General features: G+C 45.5%; 17 protein-coding genes and 1 riboswitch. Of the genes, 7 read left to right on the top strand and 10 right to left on the bottom strand.

Features of this window, described 5'->3' with window-relative positions:
• The 3 genes from A1D16_RS07310 to A1D16_RS07300 form a co-directional block, all read right to left on the bottom strand.
• Positions 1-708, bottom strand: a 708-nt coding sequence (locus A1D16_RS07310) for an efflux RND transporter permease subunit (protein WP_290708697.1), incomplete at its 3' end; no start/stop codon positions are given.
• Positions 709-732: 24 nt separating this feature from the next.
• Positions 733-1,812, bottom strand: a complete 1,080-nt coding sequence (locus A1D16_RS07305; RefSeq protein ID WP_290708696.1) for an efflux RND transporter periplasmic adaptor subunit — start codon at positions 1,810-1,812, stop codon at positions 733-735.
• Between the two features lie 68 nt (positions 1,813-1,880).
• Positions 1,881-2,285, bottom strand: coding sequence for a hypothetical protein (locus A1D16_RS07300; RefSeq protein WP_290708695.1), 405 nt, complete (start codon positions 2,283-2,285; stop codon positions 1,881-1,883).
• 107 nt (positions 2,286-2,392) lie between these two features.
• Here A1D16_RS07300 and A1D16_RS07295 point away from each other — a divergent pair, with 107 nt between their 5' ends.
• On the top strand, positions 2,393-3,487 hold the full coding sequence (locus A1D16_RS07295; RefSeq protein WP_290708694.1) for a DUF5009 domain-containing protein: 1,095 nt from the start codon (positions 2,393-2,395) through the stop codon (positions 3,485-3,487).
• A 39-nt stretch (positions 3,488-3,526) separates the two neighbouring features.
• Here A1D16_RS07295 and A1D16_RS07290 read toward each other — a convergent pair whose 3' ends face one another.
• On the bottom strand, positions 3,527-5,344 hold the full coding sequence (locus A1D16_RS07290) for an alkaline phosphatase (protein ID WP_290708693.1): 1,818 nt from the start codon (positions 5,342-5,344) through the stop codon (positions 3,527-3,529).
• Between the two features lie 358 nt (positions 5,345-5,702).
• On the opposite strand from A1D16_RS07290, the gene A1D16_RS07285 reads away from it, so the two are divergent.
• The 5 genes from A1D16_RS07285 (at position 5,703) to A1D16_RS07265 (ending at position 10,690) form a co-directional block, all read left to right on the top strand.
• On the top strand, positions 5,703-6,059 hold the full coding sequence (locus tag A1D16_RS07285; protein ID WP_290708692.1) for a YciI family protein: 357 nt from the start codon (positions 5,703-5,705) through the stop codon (positions 6,057-6,059).
• Complete coding sequence (locus A1D16_RS07280) at positions 6,049-7,263, top strand: DUF6596 domain-containing protein (protein WP_290708691.1); 1,215 nt, start codon at positions 6,049-6,051, stop codon at positions 7,261-7,263. Before A1D16_RS07285 ends, A1D16_RS07280 begins: the two co-directional genes overlap by 11 nt.
• Before the next feature lie 77 nt (positions 7,264-7,340).
• Positions 7,341-7,835: a DUF1579 family protein gene (locus A1D16_RS07275; RefSeq protein WP_290708690.1), complete on the top strand. Its 495-nt coding sequence runs from the start codon at positions 7,341-7,343 to the stop codon at positions 7,833-7,835.
• Positions 7,836-8,012: 177 nt separating this feature from the next.
• The gene (locus A1D16_RS07270) at positions 8,013-9,425 is read left to right on the top strand and encodes an NAD(P)/FAD-dependent oxidoreductase (RefSeq protein WP_290708689.1); all 1,413 of its coding nucleotides are present in this window, start codon (positions 8,013-8,015) and stop codon (positions 9,423-9,425) included.
• 11 nt (positions 9,426-9,436) lie between these two features.
• The gene (locus tag A1D16_RS07265; protein WP_290708688.1) at positions 9,437-10,690 is read left to right on the top strand and encodes a putative sulfate exporter family transporter; all 1,254 of its coding nucleotides are present in this window, start codon (positions 9,437-9,439) and stop codon (positions 10,688-10,690) included.
• Here A1D16_RS07265 and A1D16_RS07260 read toward each other — a convergent pair.
• Both A1D16_RS07260 and A1D16_RS07255 read right to left on the bottom strand, forming a co-directional pair.
• Positions 10,687-11,946, bottom strand: coding sequence for a homoserine dehydrogenase (locus A1D16_RS07260; protein WP_290708687.1), 1,260 nt, complete (start codon positions 11,944-11,946; stop codon positions 10,687-10,689). The genes A1D16_RS07265 and A1D16_RS07260 overlap by 4 nt on opposite strands.
• 17 nt (positions 11,947-11,963) lie before the next feature.
• Positions 11,964-13,118: a PLP-dependent aspartate aminotransferase family protein gene (locus A1D16_RS07255; protein ID WP_290708686.1), complete on the bottom strand. Its 1,155-nt coding sequence runs from the start codon at positions 13,116-13,118 to the stop codon at positions 11,964-11,966.
• Positions 13,119-13,267: 149 nt separating this feature from the next.
• Positions 13,268-13,381: riboswitch (SAM riboswitch) on the bottom strand.
• A 119-nt stretch (positions 13,382-13,500) separates the two neighbouring features.
• Here A1D16_RS07255 and uvrA point away from each other — a divergent pair.
• Positions 13,501-16,356, top strand: coding sequence for an excinuclease ABC subunit UvrA (uvrA, locus tag A1D16_RS07250; protein ID WP_290708685.1), 2,856 nt, complete (start codon positions 13,501-13,503; stop codon positions 16,354-16,356).
• Between the two features lie 155 nt (positions 16,357-16,511).
• Here uvrA and A1D16_RS07245 read toward each other — a convergent pair whose 3' ends face one another.
• The 4 genes from A1D16_RS07245 to A1D16_RS07230 form a co-directional block, all read right to left on the bottom strand.
• The gene (locus tag A1D16_RS07245) at positions 16,512-16,889 is read right to left on the bottom strand and encodes a hypothetical protein (RefSeq protein ID WP_290708684.1); all 378 of its coding nucleotides are present in this window, start codon (positions 16,887-16,889) and stop codon (positions 16,512-16,514) included.
• Between the two features lie 30 nt (positions 16,890-16,919).
• Entirely contained in the window at positions 16,920-17,888 is a 969-nt protein-coding gene (locus A1D16_RS07240; protein ID WP_290708683.1) for a DUF6089 family protein, read from the bottom strand.
• A gap of 121 nt (positions 17,889-18,009) precedes the next feature.
• Positions 18,010-18,459, bottom strand: a complete 450-nt coding sequence (locus A1D16_RS07235; RefSeq protein WP_290708682.1) for a GNAT family N-acetyltransferase — start codon at positions 18,457-18,459, stop codon at positions 18,010-18,012.
• 9 nt (positions 18,460-18,468) lie between these two features.
• A partial coding sequence (locus tag A1D16_RS07230) for a M28 family metallopeptidase (RefSeq protein ID WP_290708680.1) occupies positions 18,469-19,597 on the bottom strand: 1,129 nt, incomplete at its 5' end.

Raw genomic sequence — 19,597 nt, 5'->3', positions numbered from 1 at the left:
GGTGGGTACATATTCGAGCGGCTGGGAGCGTTTTACCGTACTCTGTCCAAGCGGGCCCGGAGATCCGATAGTACTTTGTTCGGCCATCGCTTCCATTACTTCTTCCGTGGAAACATTGTAGGCACGCATCCGGTCGGGTTTTAACCATATCCGCATGGCATATTGCCGGCTTCCGAGGATTTTGGCACTACCAACGCCTTTCAAACGGCTTAATTCGGGAATGATATTAACGTTGGCGAAATTATAGGCGAACTTTTCATCCACATTTTTATTGGTGCTGAATACGTTCACATACATCAGCATGTTGGGGGAGGTATAACTTACCACCAACCCTTCACGTTGTACAAGAGGGGGAAGACGGTTGGTTACCTGTTCAATTCTTGTCTTTACATTCACCATGGCCTGGCTGGGGTCGGTTTCCAGGTCAAACACTACCTGGATGGTTGCTTCGCCGGCGCTGGTGGCATCGGAGGTCATATATTTCATGCCGGGTGTTCCGTTGATGGCTTTTTCCATTGGAATAAGCACAGACTCAACCAGTACATTGGCGCTGGCCCCCGGGTAGGCTACGTTTACCACTACCATGGGCGGTGCAACGGAAGGGAATTGCGAAACCGGCAGGGTTTCAATCGACAGGATACCCATGAAAATAATCACCACGGAGATTACAATCGCGAGCACCGGCCGCTGCATAAACATTTTAAACATGTTCTTCAGTTTTGAGGTTCGGGATTATTGCACGGGTAATTTGAGAGAGTTCAGAACCGCTTTCGGGTCTTCTGTCTGGTATTGGATTTTATCACCATCCTGAACTTTACGGATACCCTCCAGCAATATGTTTTCGCCGGCTTTCAACCCGCCGTTAACGACGAATAAATCCTCCAGTTCTGCACCTACTTTAATTTCGCGGGTATGCACTTTATTGTCTTTGTCTACCACGTATACAAAGATTTTATCCATTACTTCAAAACTTGCTTTCTGAGGTACAAGAATGGCTTGTTTCAGCTCTTCCTTCACCAGGATATTACCGGTTTCGCCATTTCTTAGTAAAAGTTTGGGATTGGGGAAGGTGGCCCTGAACGAGATATTACCGGTTTCGTTGTCGAAATCTGCTTCAATGGTTTCTACCTTTCCTTTTTGCGGAAAAATCTGCTGGTTGGCCATTCTTAGTTCAACCGGCTGATTTTTTATGTCGCTGTTATTAAAAAGATTCAGGTATTCCGCTTCCGGAACATTGAAATAAACCCACATATGGCTGTTGTCGGAAAGGCTGGTTAACAGATCGCCCTCGTCCAATAAACTTCCTTTTCTTACCTGGAAGCGGTCTACGATTCCGTTGAAGGGTGCATAAATGCTGGTAAACTGTAGGTGTACATTTTTTATATTAAGCTCCGCCTTTGCTTTGTTAAGCCGGGCTTTGGCCATGGCCAGCTCATTGGGCGATACGATATTTGATTCAGCCAGTTTTTGGGTATTCTGGTATTCGATTTCTGCGAATTCGACTTCAGCCCTGGCTTTTTGTGCTTCCGCATCGTATAACTGCGGCATGATTTTAAAGAGCAACTGCCCTTTTTTAACCGATTGCCCTTCGTCTATATAAATTTCCTGGAGATAACCTCTTTCCTGGGCACGGAGTTCAATATGCTGAATGGAACGGATCTGGGCTACATATTCTCTTTCAAGAACAGTGTCAATAAGGATGGGTTGGGTTACTGTAAAATGCGTAGTGGCTTCTTTTTCTTCGGATTTGTGGCCACAGCCGGTACCGGCCAGTATTGCAAACAGGCCTGTTAGCACGAAAAATTGCTTCATGTAAAATAGAAATTATTTAAAAAAATAGGAATGGCAGCTACCGTAAAACGTGGAAACGGTAATTCGTACTAAATGCGGAAAATCTGTAAATGGCTGAGCCTGCCAATAGTAGAGAGTTGAATAGGCTGGTATACTGCTGCCGGCGGAGAAACGGTTTGCTGGCTGGCAGGGTCTGGCTGACCAAAGAGTAGGCTAATGCAGGTATAAAAAAGCCGGTTGCTTTTTAAGAGTACCCAGTTATGCTGGTTGTCTTCTGTTTCCTCAACAAACAAGAGCTCTTCCTGTTTTTCGGGAAGAGGTGCATTGATCCATAAATAATCAGAATAATGTGCCTGGTGGCGATTGGATTGCAGCATTTCAGCTGCCGCGCTGGCTCTTATCAGAGAATTGTTGCGGGTGCCTGCAAGTAGCTCCATACCCGTCAGCAATACCAACAGAAAACAGGATACCCATATTTTTACATACCAATTCATTCAGCGACGGAAAATTAATCAAAATAAATTCAACACAAACGATTGCCTGTTGCTATTTCGCCGAAACAGGCCTAATTTAAACAGATTTAAATATTTTTTATAAGATTATGCCCAAACGACTGCTCTCCCTTGACCTGATGCGCGGACTGATTATGATGTTGCTGGCCGCCGAAAGTACTTTATTGTACAGCCGCCTCCAGGAAGCTGCAGAAGGTAGTGGGTTTGAGTTGATTACACGCCAGTTCTTTCACCACGAATGGCATGGGTTGCTTTTTTGGGACCTGATACAACCCGGGTTTATGACCATGGCCGGTGCCGCTATGTACCTTTCTTTTTTCTATAAACAGCAAAAAGGTGTCAGCTGGTCGGAGAACCTGCCCCATATCCTTTGGCGCAGCCTGAAATTGTTCCTCTTTGGAACGGCCCTTCATTGTGTGTATAGTGGTAAACTTGTATGGGAATTATGGAATGTGCTTACCCAATTGGCATTTACCACCGTTATTGCCTACCTGGTTATCCGGAAGTCCTACCTTTTTCAGTCGCTTATAAGTGTAGGGCTGATAGTTTTGTCAGAAACACTCTACAGGACGATGCTGGTTGGGGAGTTCAATCAGCCCTTTGTGATGGGTAAAAACTGGGGTTCTTACACCGACCTGCTGATTATGGGAAAAATAAATTCGGGAGGGTGGGTTTTTATAAATTTTATTCCTACAGCTGCACATACCATTTGGGGCGTATTGGCCGGAAAGCTGTTAATGGACTCGGCCTTTACCATGCATCAGAAAATAAAACGGTTGCTGATCAGCGCCTGTTCTCTGCTGCTGGTTGGCTACCTGGCCGATTTATCGGGCCTGTCGCCGATCATTAAACGAATCTGTACCGGTTCTTTTGTATTGGTTTCTGGCGGCTGGGTGTTGTTATTAATGACATTTTTATACTGGCTGGTGGATATCAGGGGCTATCAGCGCTATGCCTGGATTTTTACGGTAGTAGGGATGAATGCGCTTTTTATCTACCTGTTTTTCGAAACAGTAGGGCATCAGTGGCTGAATGGGGTAGTGGCTATTTTTGTAAAAGGGCCACTAGACCTGGTTGCCGTACCGGAGCAACTGGGTTGGATCATGGCATCGCTGGTAACTTTATTGGTGGAATGGTATATCTGCTATTTTTTGTACAACCGAAAGATCTTCTTTAAACTCTGATTAAACCTATACCTGCAAAAGCCATTGCAGCTTTTTATATTATTGTACCGCGTCTTTTATTTTCTGGTATATAGCAGTGTTTTCATAGGTGCCGCTGAATAAATAGGAGCGGGGCCCGTAGGCAAAAACAGGCACCGGTGAAGCCGTATGGTCGTTGGTAGAAAAATGCCCGCTGACCATTCCCTTGGAAGGGTCGCCGTTTACCAGCGTAAGACCACCGGTTTCATGGTCGGCCGTTACTATTACCAGGGTTTCGCCATTCCGATCGGCAAATTCCAGGGCCGCTTTAACAACCTGGTCAAAATCCAGTAGTTCATGAACAATGGTTGCCAACTGGTTATTATGGCCTCCCCAGTCAATTTGCGCCCCTTCCTGAACCAAAAAAAAGCCGGCTTTGTTTTGTGCCAGTAGGGTGGTGCTTTTTTGAAAGGCTTCCACTGCCCAGTTCCCTCTCCCTTTAAGCATGGATTGGCCGGCTTTTTCCTCCACTACAATCCATTTTTTTTGCAACTGATCGGGTAAACCAGCAATCGACGTAGTTACCTCAAAATCGGGCATTGATTGCCGTATGAGCGCGTCAAAGCCGGCTTGCCCTGATCCTGCCAATAGGTCAATCGGTTCTTTCGCCAGGTCTTTCAGGATGGCTTCACTGCTGCTACGTTCTGATTGATGGGCATAAAAATCGGCCGGTGTGGCGTCTGTAATATCTCCGGTTGTTAGGATCGCTGTTTTTTTCCCTTTTTCTTTCATGAAAACCGGTAATAAAGGCACTGCTACTCCCGTATGATCAACGCCTACAGCACGGTTATTTGTTTTGATGCCGGCAGAAAATGCCGTGCTGCCGGGTGCAGAATCGGTAATATAACTATCATACGAACTGGTCCTGGACAAACCGGTTATCCGAAACTGGTAAAGATTTAACCGGTTGAAATTGGCGCTATAGGCAGCATGAACCTGGGCCAGTCCCATTCCGTCTCCAATCAGCAGAATTATATTTTTAGGCGCTTTCCTGCTGCCATCTGTTTTATACGTGGGTTGATACAGGCCGGTAGGTGCCCCGGGATTCTGAAAACTGGTCATTGCCGCTTTTTCCAGGAAGCCCGATAACTCAGGAAGATGGTCGGTATTCATGTAATCCACGCCCAGTTTTCCGAGCTCATACCAGGCATTGATAAAATCCGGTGCATTCCAAAAGCGGATTTTTTTCCCTTTAGCGTGTGTTTCTGAAATCACTTTTAGCAGGCTCCGCCGCTCTTTTTCCGGAATAATTCCTTTGCCATTCCATTTGGTGTATTGCTGCAGGTTAGCACTTAACAGCGGAACTCTTGCAGTGATAGAGGGCGAATAGTTTTCCCAGGGCAACCCGTCGTAAAGGATAAAGTCCGGGTAGTTTCCAAATGCAGCTACCGGTGGTTTATTGCCGGACAAAACCAACTGGATCCGTTTGCTTTGGATGATTTCAGGATAGGTCTTAAGGATGGATACCAGGGTATCAAGGCAGGGATTAGTGGGAGATTTGATATCGATCAGGAGTTGCACAGTATAGTCCTTATCGGCCGATAGCTGGCCGTTGAATTCAGTCAGTAGCTGCCGAAGGGGATTAAGATAGAGCGATTGGATGGTCCTGTCTGGCCGTAGGTCTTCTTTATCATGCGCTACCCAAATACCACCTTTTTCCAGGTAGATGTCCACTTCTATGGATCCGGCTTTGGCATGGTAGGCCATCCAGAAAGGGATCGGTTGTTCATAGTCGTTATGTGAATGGATGCGGTAAGGCGGGCTTACTTTTTCCTGCGAATAAACGGCGTTGGAAATAAGAAAGAAGCTGCAGAGCAGGGTGGCAAAAACTAGTTTCATTTGGTTAAACTTTCGTTTGAATGGGCTCGTCTTTATAATTGAAAATTAGATAAGAATTTCTTTTGCACTAGTGAAAAAGCTGGTAAACTCGTGGGTTTGCGCAAATTGAAGCCTGGCTGCGAGTAAACTACCCGCCGGGTTTCTGCCTGCCCATTTAATTGTTTCCTCTTGAAGCTAAGGTAAATACCGGGCCCTCTTTTGGTTGCTGTAAACAAATAAGGATTAATGCTTTATGATATTTTGATGCTAAATTTAAGGCATTAGCGAATGAGGCTGGTACTGGTAAGAATTGAAATAAAAATGGAAAAAATGTCCAAAAAGGGAGGAGCAAAAACTCTTTACTTAAACTAAAAAAAATATGAAACAATTCTTATTACTGCTACATGAAGATATGCAGCAACTGAAGCAACTATCTCCCAAAGAAATGCAGGAACTGGCGGCTGCCCATATGGCCTGGGCAGCTAAGCTGGCGGAGGCCGGGCATTTTGTTGCTGGCGATGGATTGCAGGAAAAATCAGTGGTGATTACCGGTAATGATTGCATCGTTAAGGATGGCCCTTACCTTGAATCTAAAGAAATTATTGGTGGGTATTACCTATTGCAGGCGCCCGACCTGCAAACGATTATTGAATTGGCGAAAGCCTGCCCCACACAGTTTTATGGAGGAACAACCGAAATACGACCTATCATGGAAATGAGCGATTATGAGCAGTGAGTGGCCAGTTCCTTCAGCGCAGCATTTCAGAGTAGTATACGGTAAATTGTATGCTGCTTTATTAAGCCAGTTTGGAAGCCGGTATATGGCTGAAATGGAGGACGCTATTCAAAATTCAATGTTGAAATTTCTGCAGTTGGGAAGGCAGCATAAGATTCCGGAAAATAGCGAAAACTGGCTGTATATAGTAGCCAGAAATGACCTGTTAAGCCAGTTGAAAAAACAACAGGTGTACAACTATGCCGTAAGCGAATTTGCCGGGGAGCATTTTTCCGGCACCGGCACTTTTGATCTAAGGCTTCAGACAATTATCTTTCTTTCTGCCCTGAAAAATATTTCAGGGCAGGTTAAGCTCTTTTTTATTTTAAAGAATATTTTCGGTTTAAGCGTAGCGGAAATAAGCAGCGCTACCTTAATTGGCCAGGAAGCCATTTATAAAAGTATAAACCGGGCAAAGAAAGCTATTCAGCTAGCATATAGGGGTACTGAAATTGAGCTGAGCCAGCTTGAGGCAACTGAACCAACCGTTCTATTGGTAGAAGAAGTATTGTATTCGGTATTTAATATCGGGTTTGACTCCTTTAGTGAAAAAACCAAAGATATTGTAAATGAAGATCTTTGCCTGGAAGCTATGGCATTGGCAAAGCTGTTGTTAAAACAATATAAGTACCTGTCAACGTCTAACCTTTTGGCGCTTTTTTGTTTTCATGCGGCAAGAATTAAGGCAAAAGTGCAAGACGGTAAATTTGTTTCTTTTTTTCACCAGAACCGGCAGAAATGGAGCCCGGATTTGTTAACCCTGGCGTTTAGCTATCTCCGGAAACCAGAGAAATTAAACCGGGTTTATATTGAAGCGCTAATAGTTAGCAAGTATATGGCCAGTTCCCAATTAACGCAAGCTAATTGGATGGAAATTGTAGGGTTATACGAGTTGTTGCAGAAAATTGCCCCATCGCCCATTATTCAATTGAATTATTGTTTTTGCTTAGGCCAAACAGGAAGAACCGAGGAGGCGTTAAAAGTGCTTGCGGATATTGAGAGAAAACTGCCGGAAGCCTATATCTACTTTTCCCTGTTAAAGGCCAACCTTCTGAAAGCCATTGATCCGACTGAATCAGAAGAGTTATACCGAACTGCCTTAAAGAAGATAAACCAGCAGATCAGGAAAGACTATTTATTGGAAAATGAGCTACTGCTTTTCTGAACATTTAAATTTCATGAAAAATGCCCCAAAACAGCCAGTAGCGCATTGAATACCGGTAAAGCGAAGTAAATTAACGCATGGAAAAAATAAGCTTCGCCATTTCTCTTGAAAGAGGAAAACACCTGGATTTGCAAAAATTTGCCGGTAATTGGAAGGGGACCAGTAAAGTTTGGTTTGAGCCCGATGTACTGGCTGATGAATCGCCGGTTCAAGGAAGTATTGAGCCTATTCTGGAAGGACGGTTTTTGCTACATCGGTATACCACCCATTTTAAAGACAGGGCCATCGAGGGGTTGTACATAATTGGCTTCGATTTGCAGTCGAACCAGTTTCAGGTAGCCTGGGTAGACAGCTTTCATATGAGCACGGCAATTATGATGTCTAAAGGCAATCCCAACGATCATGATTTTGAGGTTTTGGGCTCTTTTCCCGATCACCAGCAGCCGCCTCAATACTGGGGTTGGCGAACCGATATGCATTTTGAAGGAGAGGAACTGGTTATTGTAGCCTATATGATTTCACCAGCCGGACAATCACAGTTGGCTACAGAAATCCGTTACCGTGCCTGCTGAACCTTTGCTGATTAAAAAACAATTAGGAAAGATGGAAAATTTGCAGTTTTTTTGTCTACTTAATTTATAGACTAAATGATTTGTAACAGCAAGGGAAGACCGGCATTGATCGGTGGTTGATCATGACCGGTTCCCCGCTGTTACCAAAGTTAATCAAAATAGACAGTTGGCAAGGAAATGGAGTACGATGTAATAGTGGTAGGGGCAGGACCAAATGGTTTAGCTGCTGGTATAACCCTGCAGCAGCAGGGACTAAAAGTATTGTTGCTGGAAGCAAAAGCTACTATTGGCGGAGGAATGCGAACGGCTGCATTAACCTTACCAGGGTTTAAACATGATATATGTTCTGCTATTCATCCAATGGCAAAAGCCTCCCCCTTTTTTGCTTCCATCAACTGGTCGGCCTATGGCCTGGCATTTATTGATCCTCCTGTTTGTGCGGCCCATCCGCTTGATACGGGTTCCTGTGCACTATTACTGCCATCCCTGGAGGAAACTGCTGAGAAAATGGGTATAGATCGGGGGCTTTATCATTCACTACTGGAACCCTTAGTAAAAAATTTTGGCACCCTTACGAAAGATATTTTGGGTCCGTTGAGCTGGCCATCGAATCCTGTTTTGCTGGCCGGGTTTGGGTTAAAAGCACTGCAGCCCGCCAGCCGAATCGCCGGTCGGTTTGCCAGCCAGGAAGCAAAAGCTCTTTTTGGAGGAATGGCCGCCCATGGCATCCAGCCTCTATCAAACTGGGCAAGTGCTGCCATTGGATTGGTTTTGCTGGCTGCCGGGCATTCGGGCGGATGGCCGATTCCTATCGGCGGATCGCAGTCAATAGCGGATGCAATGGCCGCCCATTTTCAGTTACTCGGTGGTGTTATAGAAACCAATACTGCGATTACATCACTACAGCAGTTGCCCCGGTCAAAAGCCGTTGTTTTTGATTGCGGGCCACGGCAGTTAATAGAAATAGCCGGTGAAAAATTTTCTTCTTTTTACCAGTGGCAACTGAAAAGATACCGGTACGGAATGGGCGTATTTAAGATAGACTGGGCGCTGGATGCCCCGATTCCCTGGAGAAATGAGGACGGTAAGCGGGCCGGCACCCTTCATATCGGTAATAGTTTTGAAGAAATAAGTTGGAATGAAGCAGCCACGGCCAAAGGAAAACTGGTGGACAACCCCTTTGTATTGCTGGCGCAACCTTCATTGTTCGATTCTACGCGTGCGCCGGCCGGTAAACATACTGCCTGGGCTTATTGCCATGTGCCTTTTGGCGCTGAAGAAGATAGAACAGCTGCCATTGAAGCGCAGGTGGAACGTTTTGCACCAGGATTTAAAGAACGGATAATTGGCCGTCATACGATGAATACGCGCCAGATGCAGGAGTATAATCCCAATTATATAGGGGGAGATATTAATGGAGGACTGCAGGACTTGGGGCAGTTATTTACTCGCCCTGCACTTCGATGGTCGCCTTATAAAACAAGTGCTAAAGAGCTTTATATTTGTTCTTCTTCTACGCCCCCGGGCGGGGGCGTGCATGGGATGTGTGGCTATCATGCAGCCAGGCGAATATTGAAGGACCTGTTTTAATTTTTTATGGTATGGCAAACAACGTAGCAAAACCCCTGGTAAATGAAGACTGGACCGCCGTTTGGTTGGGCGCATTAATTATTCTGCTGGCGATCCTTGGGTTGCAGCTTCCGAAACCCTCCTTTAGCTGGTCAACCACCGATAGTCTTTTTTCAACGGTACTCACAGGTAGTAACCTGCTGAAAATCGGCGGGCTTTTTTTGCTGTTATATGCGATAGCCATTGCCGGAACCTGGCTGGCGGCAAAGCCGGTGCCAGCTCTGGTAAAAGGATTTCCCCTGGTATATTTTGTAGCCGTATTGGCGATGATACTGGCCGGTAATAAATTCATAAAAGACCTTAACCTGGAAGCTGTAATTTTTAGTCTCAGTCTTGGTTTGCTGATCGGTAACCTGTTTCAACTTCCAGATTGGTTGAGAAAATCCCTGCAAACCGAATTATTTGTAAAAATGGGGCTGGTATTACTTGGTACCAGTATCATTTTCGCAGATATGCTCAAAGCAGGTTCTCTGGGCTTATTGCAAGCATTGGTAGTTGTTTTGTCTGTTTGGTATTTTGCTTTCTGGGTTTGTAAAAAACTGGGGGTTGAAGACGATATGCGCATGATGATTTCCAGTGCGGTTTCTATCTGTGGAGTTTCTGCAGCAATAGCTACGGCAGGTGCAATCAGTGGAGATACCAAAAAACTATCCTATGTGATTTCCCTGGTATTGGTAACCGCTATACCTATGATGATCGGTATGCCCTACCTGGCTGAATGGATGCAGTTACCCGAAGCAGTAACCGGCGCCTGGTTGGGAGGAAGTATTGATACATCCGGAGCGGTAGTGGCAGCAGGTACCCTGGTAGGGGAGGAAGCATTAAAAATCAGTACCATCGTAAAGTTTTCGCAAAACGTCTTATTAGGGTTGGCGGCCTTTGCAATTTCTGTGTACTGGACTTATACGCGAAAAGAAGTGGGAGTGCTTGAAAAACCAACACTGGGAGTAATATGGGAACGTTTTCCAAAATTTGTATTAGGTTTTGTAGCAGCATCGCTCCTGTTTTCTTTTGTATTAAACGAGGCAACAGTTAAAACGATAAAAGAGCCGCTGAAAAATATTCAAACCATCTGGTTTGTGCTGGCTTTTACCAGCATTGGTTTGGAAACACGCTTTGCGGAACTGTTTCACCAGGACAATAAAAAACCCCTGTACGGATTTTTGATCGCACAGGGATTTAATGTACTTGTTACGCTGGTTGTTGCCTACCTCTTGTTCCGTTAGAAAGCAACGCCCGCCAGTTCAAGGCTTTTTTTCTTCAATTGCTGTATGGCCACATCTTCAATTATGGGCTGCGGTGTCAGTATCAGCGATGTGTTGTTTTGTTTCCACCAATCATTTTCGATCAATTCTTTAACATGCAAAACACCCACCAGGTATTTGCGTTCTTCTCTTGCATGCCATTCTTCGATCCATTCAAATTTTTCGCGGGGGATGTATTTCCAGTCGGTAAAACTCAGGTATACCCGCAGGTAATAATCATTGGTGATGCTGTTCGGCTGGTGATGATAGAGCTTTTTGTATTCGTATTTGTATTCATACCGGAGGGCAGACAAATCACTTAATACCGCTGAAGCAGTAGGAAAACTACCGGCACCTTTTCCATAGAAGAACTGTTTGTCGGCAAAGCCACTTTCTATTACTACCCCGTTGTATTCATTTTTTACGAAGGACAGGTGATCATCTGCCTGTATAAACTGGGGTAATACAAAGCTGGCCACTTTACCGTTCTGTAATTTTTGCGCCTGTGCTACCAGTTTTATTTGCTGTCCTTTTTCTGCCGCTACCCGTGCATCCATGGCATGTATATTCTGTATGCCGGTGAACAACAGGTTGTTTGGATGTTCGATAATGCCATATGCATGCGTCAGCAGGAAGGTCCATTTGTTCAGGGCATCAAATCCTTCCACATCAAGCGATGGATCGGATTCGGCAAAACCCAGTTGTTGTGCCAGCAGAAGCGCCTGTTGGAAATCCAGTTTGTCTTCAAACATTTTTGTGAGGATGAAGTTGGTGGATCCGTTTACAATAGCCTTGATACCGTGCAATAAATCATTGTCGTAATATTCCTCCAGGTTCCGGATAACGGGTATAGACGCGCAGGCTGCAGCTTCGTATAAAAAGCTGGGTTCTACCTCCTGTTGCAGGGCCAGTAATTCGGGAAGGTGTTCGGCAATCATTTTTTTGCTGGCGCTCACCACTGATTTACCGTTTCGAAGCGCCCGGGTAACAATTTCAAAAGCGGGCTCTGCTTCATTGATCACTTCTACGATTACATTGATGTCTGCATCGTTAAGCAGTTCGTCGCGTTCGGTTGTAAAGAGGCTGTCGGGTGCATTTCTTTTCTTCGATGCGTCTTTGATACATACTTTTTTGATAGATGCACTGAGGGAGGGGGTCTGTTGTAATACTTTATAAAGTCCTTCTCCAACAACGCCAAATCCAAAAAGACCGATGGTTAATTTCTTGTGGTGAGTCATGGTGGGTTTTCTTGCTTTTAGTTAGATGGAACAAATCCGGCAGCAGGTTTTCTGTGAGCGGATTTTTTCCTGGTTTCGTTAATATATTGAAAGGCATCTTCCAGGTCGTTTACGAGGTCGGCTGCATCTTCCAGTCCAACACTGAGTCGGATGAGTCCGTCGCTAACGCCGGCGGCTTTTCTTTTTTCGGGGTCGATTGATTTGTGGGTCATGCTTGCAGGGTGACTGATCAGGCTTTTTACGCCGCCCAGGCTTTCGGCCAGGTGAAAGAGTTGGGTGGCCTGTACAAAGGTACTGGCTGTAGCTTCAGTATCCTTTTTTAGGCGGAAAGAAACCACGCCACCAAAACCGGGATAGAATACTTCTGCCACGTCGGTATGCTGTTGCAGGTACTGCGCTACCTGGGTGGCAGAGCGGGTATGTTGCTGCACGCGCAGATGGAGTGTTTCCAGTCCTCGGATAAGCAGGAAGCTGTCGAAAGGCCCCAGTACTGCACCGCAGGCATTTTGATAAAATTTGATTTGTTGTCCGATTTCCGGGTCTTTGGCAATTACGAGTCCGGCTATAACATCGCTGTGGCCGCCTATGAATTTGGTAGCGCTGTGAACCACTATATCAGCACCCAGGCTAAGCGGTTGCTGGTAAACCGGGGAGGCAAAGGTATTGTCTACCGCAAACAGCAATTTATAGCGTTCAGCGATGGAAGCGATTGCGCGGATATCAGCTACTTTAAGGGTTGGGTTAGTGGGCGTTTCGAGCCAGATCAGTTTTGTTTTTAGGGTAATGGAGCGATGGATGGCGGCCAGGTCGGTCATATCAACATAGGTGACGTTGATGCCGAATTTCTTGTACACTTTTTCGAAGAGCCGGAAGGCGCCGCCGTAGATATCGTTGACGGCCAGGATTTCATCGCCTGCCTGCAGGAGTTTGATAACGGCATCGATGGCAGCCAGTCCGCTGGAGAAAGCCGCTGCAACCGAACCTTTTTCGAGTTGGGCAATAATTTTTTCGAGTTCCTGGCGGGTTGGGTTATTGGTTCGGCTGTAGTCGAATCCTTTGTTAACGCCGGGGGCTTCCTGCACGAAGGTGCTGGTTTGATAAATCGGAACGGCGATAGCGCCGGTTTGTGCATCTACGGGGATGCTGTGCAATAATTGTGTTGTCGCTTGCATTGTTAAACATTTTTTTAATTGAAAAACAGGTTGTTAGCGACACCACCTACCAAGTAAAATCGGGAGGAGCGGTAATAAAAAAAGCTCTCCCGATAAATCATCAGAAGAGCTCTATGAAGAAGTTGAATTTCTGCAAAAGCCGTTCATCTGACTTATCTATCCCTTTTACGGGCTGGATTTGGCACCTTACTTTCTGTGTTACCACAGAAAACAGGTTGTCAAGGCTTCATCGGGCCATTTCCCTCTGCCTTTCTTGATAAGCGATGCTCTAAAGAACTGCTGCAAAGGTAGGGGGGCGGTTTGGAATTTCCAAATTCGTTTAGGCGTCAGACAGGTGTTAGGACATCGTCCTAACACCTGTCTGACGCCTTATATTTGTACCATGAAGAAAAGCAAAAAAGAGTTGCCAGCCGCGCAGGAAATGATCGAAGTGACAGGAGCCCGGGAACATAATCTGAAAAATATTGATATACAATTGCCTAAAAACCAATTGGTAGTTTTTACCGGCGTGAGCGGAAGCGGAAAATCCTCCCTCGCTTTCGATACTATTTACAACGAAGGCCAACGCCGCTATATGGAAAGCTTTTCCGCCTACGCCCGACAGTTTGTAGGCGATATGGAACGACCCGATGTAGACCGCATAACCGGCCTGTCTCCGGTTATCTCAATTGAACAAAAAACCACCAATAAAAATCCCCGTTCTACCGTCGGAACCATCACCGAAGTGTACGATTTTATGCGCCTGCTCTATGCCCGCGCCTCTGACGCTTACAGCTACAATACCGGTAAACGAATGACAAAATTCTCCGAAGAGGAAATTGTCGAAAATATTTTCAGTAAATACAGCAAGAAAAAAATCTCGCTGCTCGCCCCGCTCGTTCGTGGAAGAAAAGGACATTATAGAGAGCTGTTTGAAGATATCCGCAAAAAAGGCTACCTCAAAGTAAGAATTGATGGTGAAGTGAAAGACCTGGTTCCCAAAATGCAGGTCGACCGGTACAAAATTCACGATATCGAAGTAGTGATTGACCGCATGGCCGTTACTCCAGATATGAAACTCCGCCTGAGCCAAAGTGTACAGAAATCAATGCAGGTAGGCAAAGGACTCTTATTCCTGCTGCTCAATGATAACAACCAACTGGTACAATACAGCCGGCAATTGATGTGTGAGGATACCGGTATCTCGTACGAAGAACCATCGCCCAATAGTTTTTCCTTTAACTCGCCCTATGGTGCCTGCCCAACCTGTAAAGGACTCGGTACCGTATACCAGATCAGCATGGAGAAAGTGATCCCGGATTGGGATAAAAGTATCCGGGAAGGTGGTATTGCACCCCTTGGTGAAGAACGGGAAGCCTATGTGTATAAACAAGTACAACAAATCGCTAAAAAACATAAAATAGACCTGAAAAAACCACTGCGCGATTTGCCTTCAACCGCGCTGAACCTGATCCTCTATGCCAACGAAACCGGTAGCGATTCTACCGAGTTCGATTTTGACGAGGTAGCAGGCGCGGAAAGAGTGTATGCAGAAGAATTTGAAGGGGTAATTCCACAGTTAAAACGCTGGTTTGCTACCGCCAGCTCCGAGGGTATCCGGGAGTGGGCAGAAAGTTATATGGACCTTGCTACCTGTTCGTCCTGCGAAGGTGCTCGTTTGAGAAAAGAAAGTTTATGGTTTCGGGTAGACGGAAAAAATATAGCTGAAATCAGCAATTATAACCTGGATAAACTGCTGGCCTGGTTTGATGGAATGGAAAAACGGATCAGTGCCAAACAACAAATTATTGCTAAGGATATTTTAAAGGAAATAAGAGAACGCTTACAGTTTTTGCTGGATGTAGGTCTAACCTATCTTACCCTCAACCGCCCTTCTAAAACGCTGAGTGGTGGTGAATCACAACGTATTCGCCTGGCCACCCAAATCGGATCTCAATTGCAGGGCATTACCTATGTGCTGGATGAACCTAGTATAGGACTGCACCAGCGCGATAATCACCGGCTAATCACCGCCCTTCAAAACCTCCGAGATATCGGTAACAGCGTACTGGTTGTTGAACACGATAAAGATATCATGATGGCAGCCGATCACCTGGTTGATATCGGCCCGCGTGCCGGAAAATTCGGTGGACAAATTGTTGCACAGGGTACCCCTCAACAGGTGCTGAAGTCCAATTCAGAAACTGCACAATACCTGAGTGGGAAAAAAAATATAGAAGTGCCACAGGCGCGCAGAAAGGGTAGTGGTGCTACGCTGGAACTGAAAGGAGCCAAAGGAAATAACCTGAAGAATATTTCTGTCAAGTTTCCGTTAGGCAAACTGATACTGGTAACCGGGGTAAGCGGTAGTGGAAAAAGTACGCTTATCAACGAAACCCTGTATCCTATACTCTCTCAGCATTGCTACGATTCCAAACAAAAACCATTGGAATATAAAACCATTAAAGGGTTGGAGCATATTGATAAGGTTATAGAAATTGATCAGTCGCCGATTGGTCGAACCCCCAGAAGTAACCCCGCTACTTATTGTGGGTTCTTTACGGAAATCAGGCAGTTATTTGCTGCTGTGCCGGAAGCAAAAATCAGGGGGTATGCGGCAGGGCGGTTTTCTTTTAATGTAAAAGGCGGGCGATGTGATATGTGTGAAGGCGGTGGCATGCGGGTTATTGAAATGAATTTTCTTCCGGATGTGTATGTACACTGTGAAAAATGCAACGGTAAGCGTTATAACCGCGAAACACTGGAAATTCGTTACAAAGGAAAATCAATTAGTGACGTGCTGGATATGACGGTAGAAGAAGCTGTTGATTTTTTTCAGGCAGTTCCCTATCTGTATAGAAAAATTAAAGTGTTGCAGGAAGTGGGGTTGGGGTATATTACCCTTGGACAAAGCGCGGTTACGCTTAGCGGGGGAGAAGCCCAACGGGTGAAGCTGGCTACGGAACTTTCCAAAAAAGATACCGGCAAAACTTTTTATATACTGGATGAGCCAACCACCGGATTGCATTTTCAGGACATCCAGCATCTCTTGGATGTATTAAACAAACTGGTTGATCGGGGCAATACGGTTTTAGTCATCGAACACAACCTGGATGTAATAAAAGTAGCGGATCATATCATTGATATTGGTCCGGAAGGAGGCGATGGCGGCGGACAGGTTTTGTTTGAAGGAACCCCGGAAGAAATGATAAAGGAAAAAAAGAGCCATACGGCAAGGTTCCTGAAAGCTGAAATGTAAGGCGCGGTAATTCCCGATAAGTGGAGGCAGGTAGTCTTAATAAAATCGTTGCATATAAAGGGTACAAACAATAGGGAACGGATCAGGTTCTAAAACCGGATAATTGGATTTTATCAATTTCCCTGCCTTCTTATCGGTAAGCTTTTACTTGGTACTTATTGTACATGAATGGTGCCGCTTTCGATCAGCACATTATCACTGAACACTTCGTAGTAATAATGTCCTTTTTCAGGTTTGCTGACCACCGTGGTTTCGCGGTTACGAATTTTACTTTGTTTCACCAGAATACCTTTCTGCCGGAACAGTAAAAATTTGTAGGTATTTCCTTCCTCTCCCTGGGCACTGAAGAAAAGTACTTTCTGAGAGGTATTCGTGTAAATATTGACCGTATGTTTATGATTGTTGTTTAGTTTATGAATTATGATGCTGTCTCTTTCTGCCGGATTGTTTTTTACGCCGGCAATTGCAACTATACTTCCCATACATCCCGCCATGATCATCCACAGTTGCCGCTTCAGGAACTTGCATTTCATGGGATCTGATTATAGATTACATAGGAGTGTTTAGTGACGAAGCAGTGTAGGACATTTCATTTGCCGGCTGCTGTTGGTAGCCCTCGCAAGTTTAAAGCTCAGTTTAAAGTTGACAGAATAATAGGCATCGTTTTGAGTAGGCGTTCCTCTTTTGTCGCCAGGGCCATAACCTGCGGAAGCCCCGCTGCTTTGGTCGGTTTTGTTCGCCATGCGCCGTGCCAGTTGGGCTTTTTGCGTACCCACGCCAAAGTATTGATCGAATAAATCCGGATCAATATAATTGGTACTTACGTCGTCTATATAATCGGTAAAGGTTTTACGGTGCAGTATTTCAAGTGAAAGGCTGCTTTTTTCACTCAAAAAATATTTTACGCCAACACCCATGGGAATATTTAACTGGGTGAGTTTGTAGGGCTTATTTTCAGGATGTTCTGCAAACCCCTGGCCTTCGGTACTCAACGGTTTGAGGTTTACATATTCTCCGGTAAGGGGGTCTGTACCCTGTGGATTGAAATTGAAAACACCAACACCGATAACGCCATAAGGACGAAACTTACGGTATAAATCTTCCGGATCCCATTCAAATAATACGGTCGGATAAACTTCCGCTACCAGCATGCCTTCCAGTACGCGTGAGCGAAAATTTGTATTACGGAACCGACGGGCTTCTTCCCATCCTCCCTGTCCTTTAATAACCGCGTCGTCACCAGCAATGGTGCCATAATTGGCTGCCAGTCTCAATCCAAGTAAAGGAGATTGGTAAGCTGTTATGTGTCCGCCGATAAAGAATCTTGTTTGGGAAAAATTGTTGTCTTTCAGGAAGCCTGTTCCTTTTCCACGATTACCACCGAGGTCGCCCAGAAAGTTAGATGGACCAATAGTGATACCCGCTTCCAGCTCATTAAAGAGTCCGATTTGAGCAAAGGAGGCCTGCGTACATGCCAAAGCAACTAGGGACAATGCACATTTACGCAGGAATAGGGGTAAATGCTGTTTCATGAATATCAGATTTTGTTTTCGAACGGTTACTTGGATTACTACTACAAACGAGAATTAAAAGACTCTCGTATAAGATTGGTAATCTTTTTTTTACTGTTCGTAAAACTACTAGCCGATATTACTAGGGTGTTTTTAGCATCTCTACGTGCGGAATGCCATCTTCCATATAAGTGTCTCCCTGTACCTCAAAACCGAGCGAGCGATAAAAATTTTCCAGATACCGTTGAGCGCCAATGCGAATAGGGGCTTTTCCCCACAGCCTGTAACAGGCCTGGATGGACTGCTCCATTAATTGTCTCCCAATTCCCGTGCCACGTACCTGCGGTGCACTTACCACCCGTCCAATAGACATCTCAGGATAGGAAATTCCCGGTGGTACCAGGCGGGTGGATGCGGCCAGCAGATTTCCCTGCCAGCCCAACAAATGGATACTTTCCTGGTCTTTATTGTCCATATCCAGGAAAATACACTGCTGTTCCACCACAAAAACCTCGCTGCGTAAGCGCAGTAGCTGGTAAAGTTCGGCAGCCGTTAATGCGTCAAAGGCACTGAGTTTCCAATTCGTAGTCATAGTTATCATTTAACGCCCAACCTGGGGTACCACCGCTAAGCTCTCCTGTCCGTTTTCGCTAACCGATTGTACCGCAAAAAAATAATTGTCTTTAGAGTAAGGAAGCCGAAGCGCTGTTTCGGTGGTGAAAAATTTCTTCTGCCATTGTGCTTCGCTGGTTTCCCGGATTAAAACATAATAGCCTTTCGGTTTACCAACTGCCGGTGTTTTCCAATACAGGTAACTGGAATTGGTTAGGTTTTTTACATCAATTTTTACCTCCTGTGGCAGGCCAGGAGAGCCGGCCAGGTTGGCTAAACAGGCAAGGTTGACAGCCGTGTTTTTACGCAGGTATTCAAAGTCCATAAACTCCTGGAGGTCGCCGTACTGGATACCATTTTCTTTGCGGATATCCTGGTGCTGGTGATAAAAATTTTCGTTCATCTCCGTTATCCGTACCGCTGCAAAGCCTCGTTGAATAAAGGGGGTATGATCGCCTCCCCGCAGGAAACGATCATTGCGATAGATCAATTTTATTTCCAGCTGATCTACATATCGTTCACCTATTTCTTTTACATACCGGGCCAGTTGGCGCGCTGCTCCGTCGTTTTCCAGTCCCATGTTGCGGATAGTAGCCGCATTTTTATCAAGTTCATAAACCGGCAGTCCTTCGCTGAAAACCCGCAACCTTGTATTGTCAATGATATTGGTTTCACTGCTGTTATTACTGCCCATTATATCATTATTCAGTACAGCTTCCAGTTGCCAGCCTTCTTTTTTTGCTTTTTCTGCCAGGTAACCGGCGCCTAATAAACCCTGTTCCTCTCCACTTACGGCAACAAAGATGATGGTAGCCGGGTAACTGGTCTGACTCAGGATCCTGGCCGATTCCAGTACGGCTGCTACGCCACTGGCATCATCATTGGCGCCAGGTGCAGCTGCTGTTGCATTCATTATATCCGTAACCCGGCTGTCGAGGTGTCCGCTGATCAGGAATACGCGTTTATCTGCCGGGTCCACGCCTTTAAGGATGGCCATCGCATTTCCGAGATTAACAGGTTTGTTCACCCTTCGTCCATCGGGTTGCAGGGTAGTGGTATCTACAAAAGCCGTCATCCGGCCATTTGTTTTTTTGCTGCGAATCTCGGTAAATTTTTTG

This window comes from Flavihumibacter sp. CACIAM 22H1, assembly GCF_001601815.1.
GTDB lineage: Bacteria > Bacteroidota > Bacteroidia > Chitinophagales > Chitinophagaceae > Flavihumibacter.
The sequence above is the reverse complement of the archived record's forward strand: the minus strand, read 5'-3'. Positions and strand labels throughout refer to the sequence as shown.

Excerpts from the sequence above, each read along its gene's own strand:
- A1D16_RS07300 (WP_290708695.1), bottom strand. The coding sequence starts at position 2,285 with ATGAATTGGTATGTAAAAATATGGGTATCCTGTTTTCTGTTGGTATTG.
- A1D16_RS07280 (WP_290708691.1), top strand. The coding sequence starts at position 6,049 with ATGAGCAGTGAGTGGCCAGTTCCTTCAGCGCAGCATTTCAGAGTAGTA.
- A1D16_RS07260 (WP_290708687.1), bottom strand. The coding sequence starts at position 11,946 with ATGACTCACCACAAGAAATTAACCATCGGTCTTTTTGGATTTGGCGTT.
- A1D16_RS07270 (WP_290708689.1), top strand. The coding sequence starts at position 8,013 with ATGGAGTACGATGTAATAGTGGTAGGGGCAGGACCAAATGGTTTAGCT.
- A1D16_RS07285 (WP_290708692.1), top strand. The coding sequence starts at position 5,703 with ATGAAACAATTCTTATTACTGCTACATGAAGATATGCAGCAACTGAAG.
- A1D16_RS07295 (WP_290708694.1), top strand. The coding sequence starts at position 2,393 with ATGCCCAAACGACTGCTCTCCCTTGACCTGATGCGCGGACTGATTATG.
- A1D16_RS07275 (WP_290708690.1), top strand. The coding sequence starts at position 7,341 with ATGGAAAAAATAAGCTTCGCCATTTCTCTTGAAAGAGGAAAACACCTG.
- A1D16_RS07255 (WP_290708686.1), bottom strand. The coding sequence starts at position 13,118 with ATGCAAGCGACAACACAATTATTGCACAGCATCCCCGTAGATGCACAA.
- A1D16_RS07235 (WP_290708682.1), bottom strand. The coding sequence starts at position 18,459 with ATGACTACGAATTGGAAACTCAGTGCCTTTGACGCATTAACGGCTGCC.
- A1D16_RS07290 (WP_290708693.1), bottom strand. The coding sequence starts at position 5,344 with ATGAAACTAGTTTTTGCCACCCTGCTCTGCAGCTTCTTTCTTATTTCC.
- uvrA (WP_290708685.1), top strand. The coding sequence starts at position 13,501 with ATGAAGAAAAGCAAAAAAGAGTTGCCAGCCGCGCAGGAAATGATCGAA.
- A1D16_RS07305 (WP_290708696.1), bottom strand. The coding sequence starts at position 1,812 with ATGAAGCAATTTTTCGTGCTAACAGGCCTGTTTGCAATACTGGCCGGT.
- A1D16_RS07265 (WP_290708688.1), top strand. The coding sequence starts at position 9,437 with ATGGCAAACAACGTAGCAAAACCCCTGGTAAATGAAGACTGGACCGCC.
- A1D16_RS07245 (WP_290708684.1), bottom strand. The coding sequence starts at position 16,889 with ATGAAATGCAAGTTCCTGAAGCGGCAACTGTGGATGATCATGGCGGGA.
- A1D16_RS07240 (WP_290708683.1), bottom strand. The coding sequence starts at position 17,888 with ATGAAACAGCATTTACCCCTATTCCTGCGTAAATGTGCATTGTCCCTA.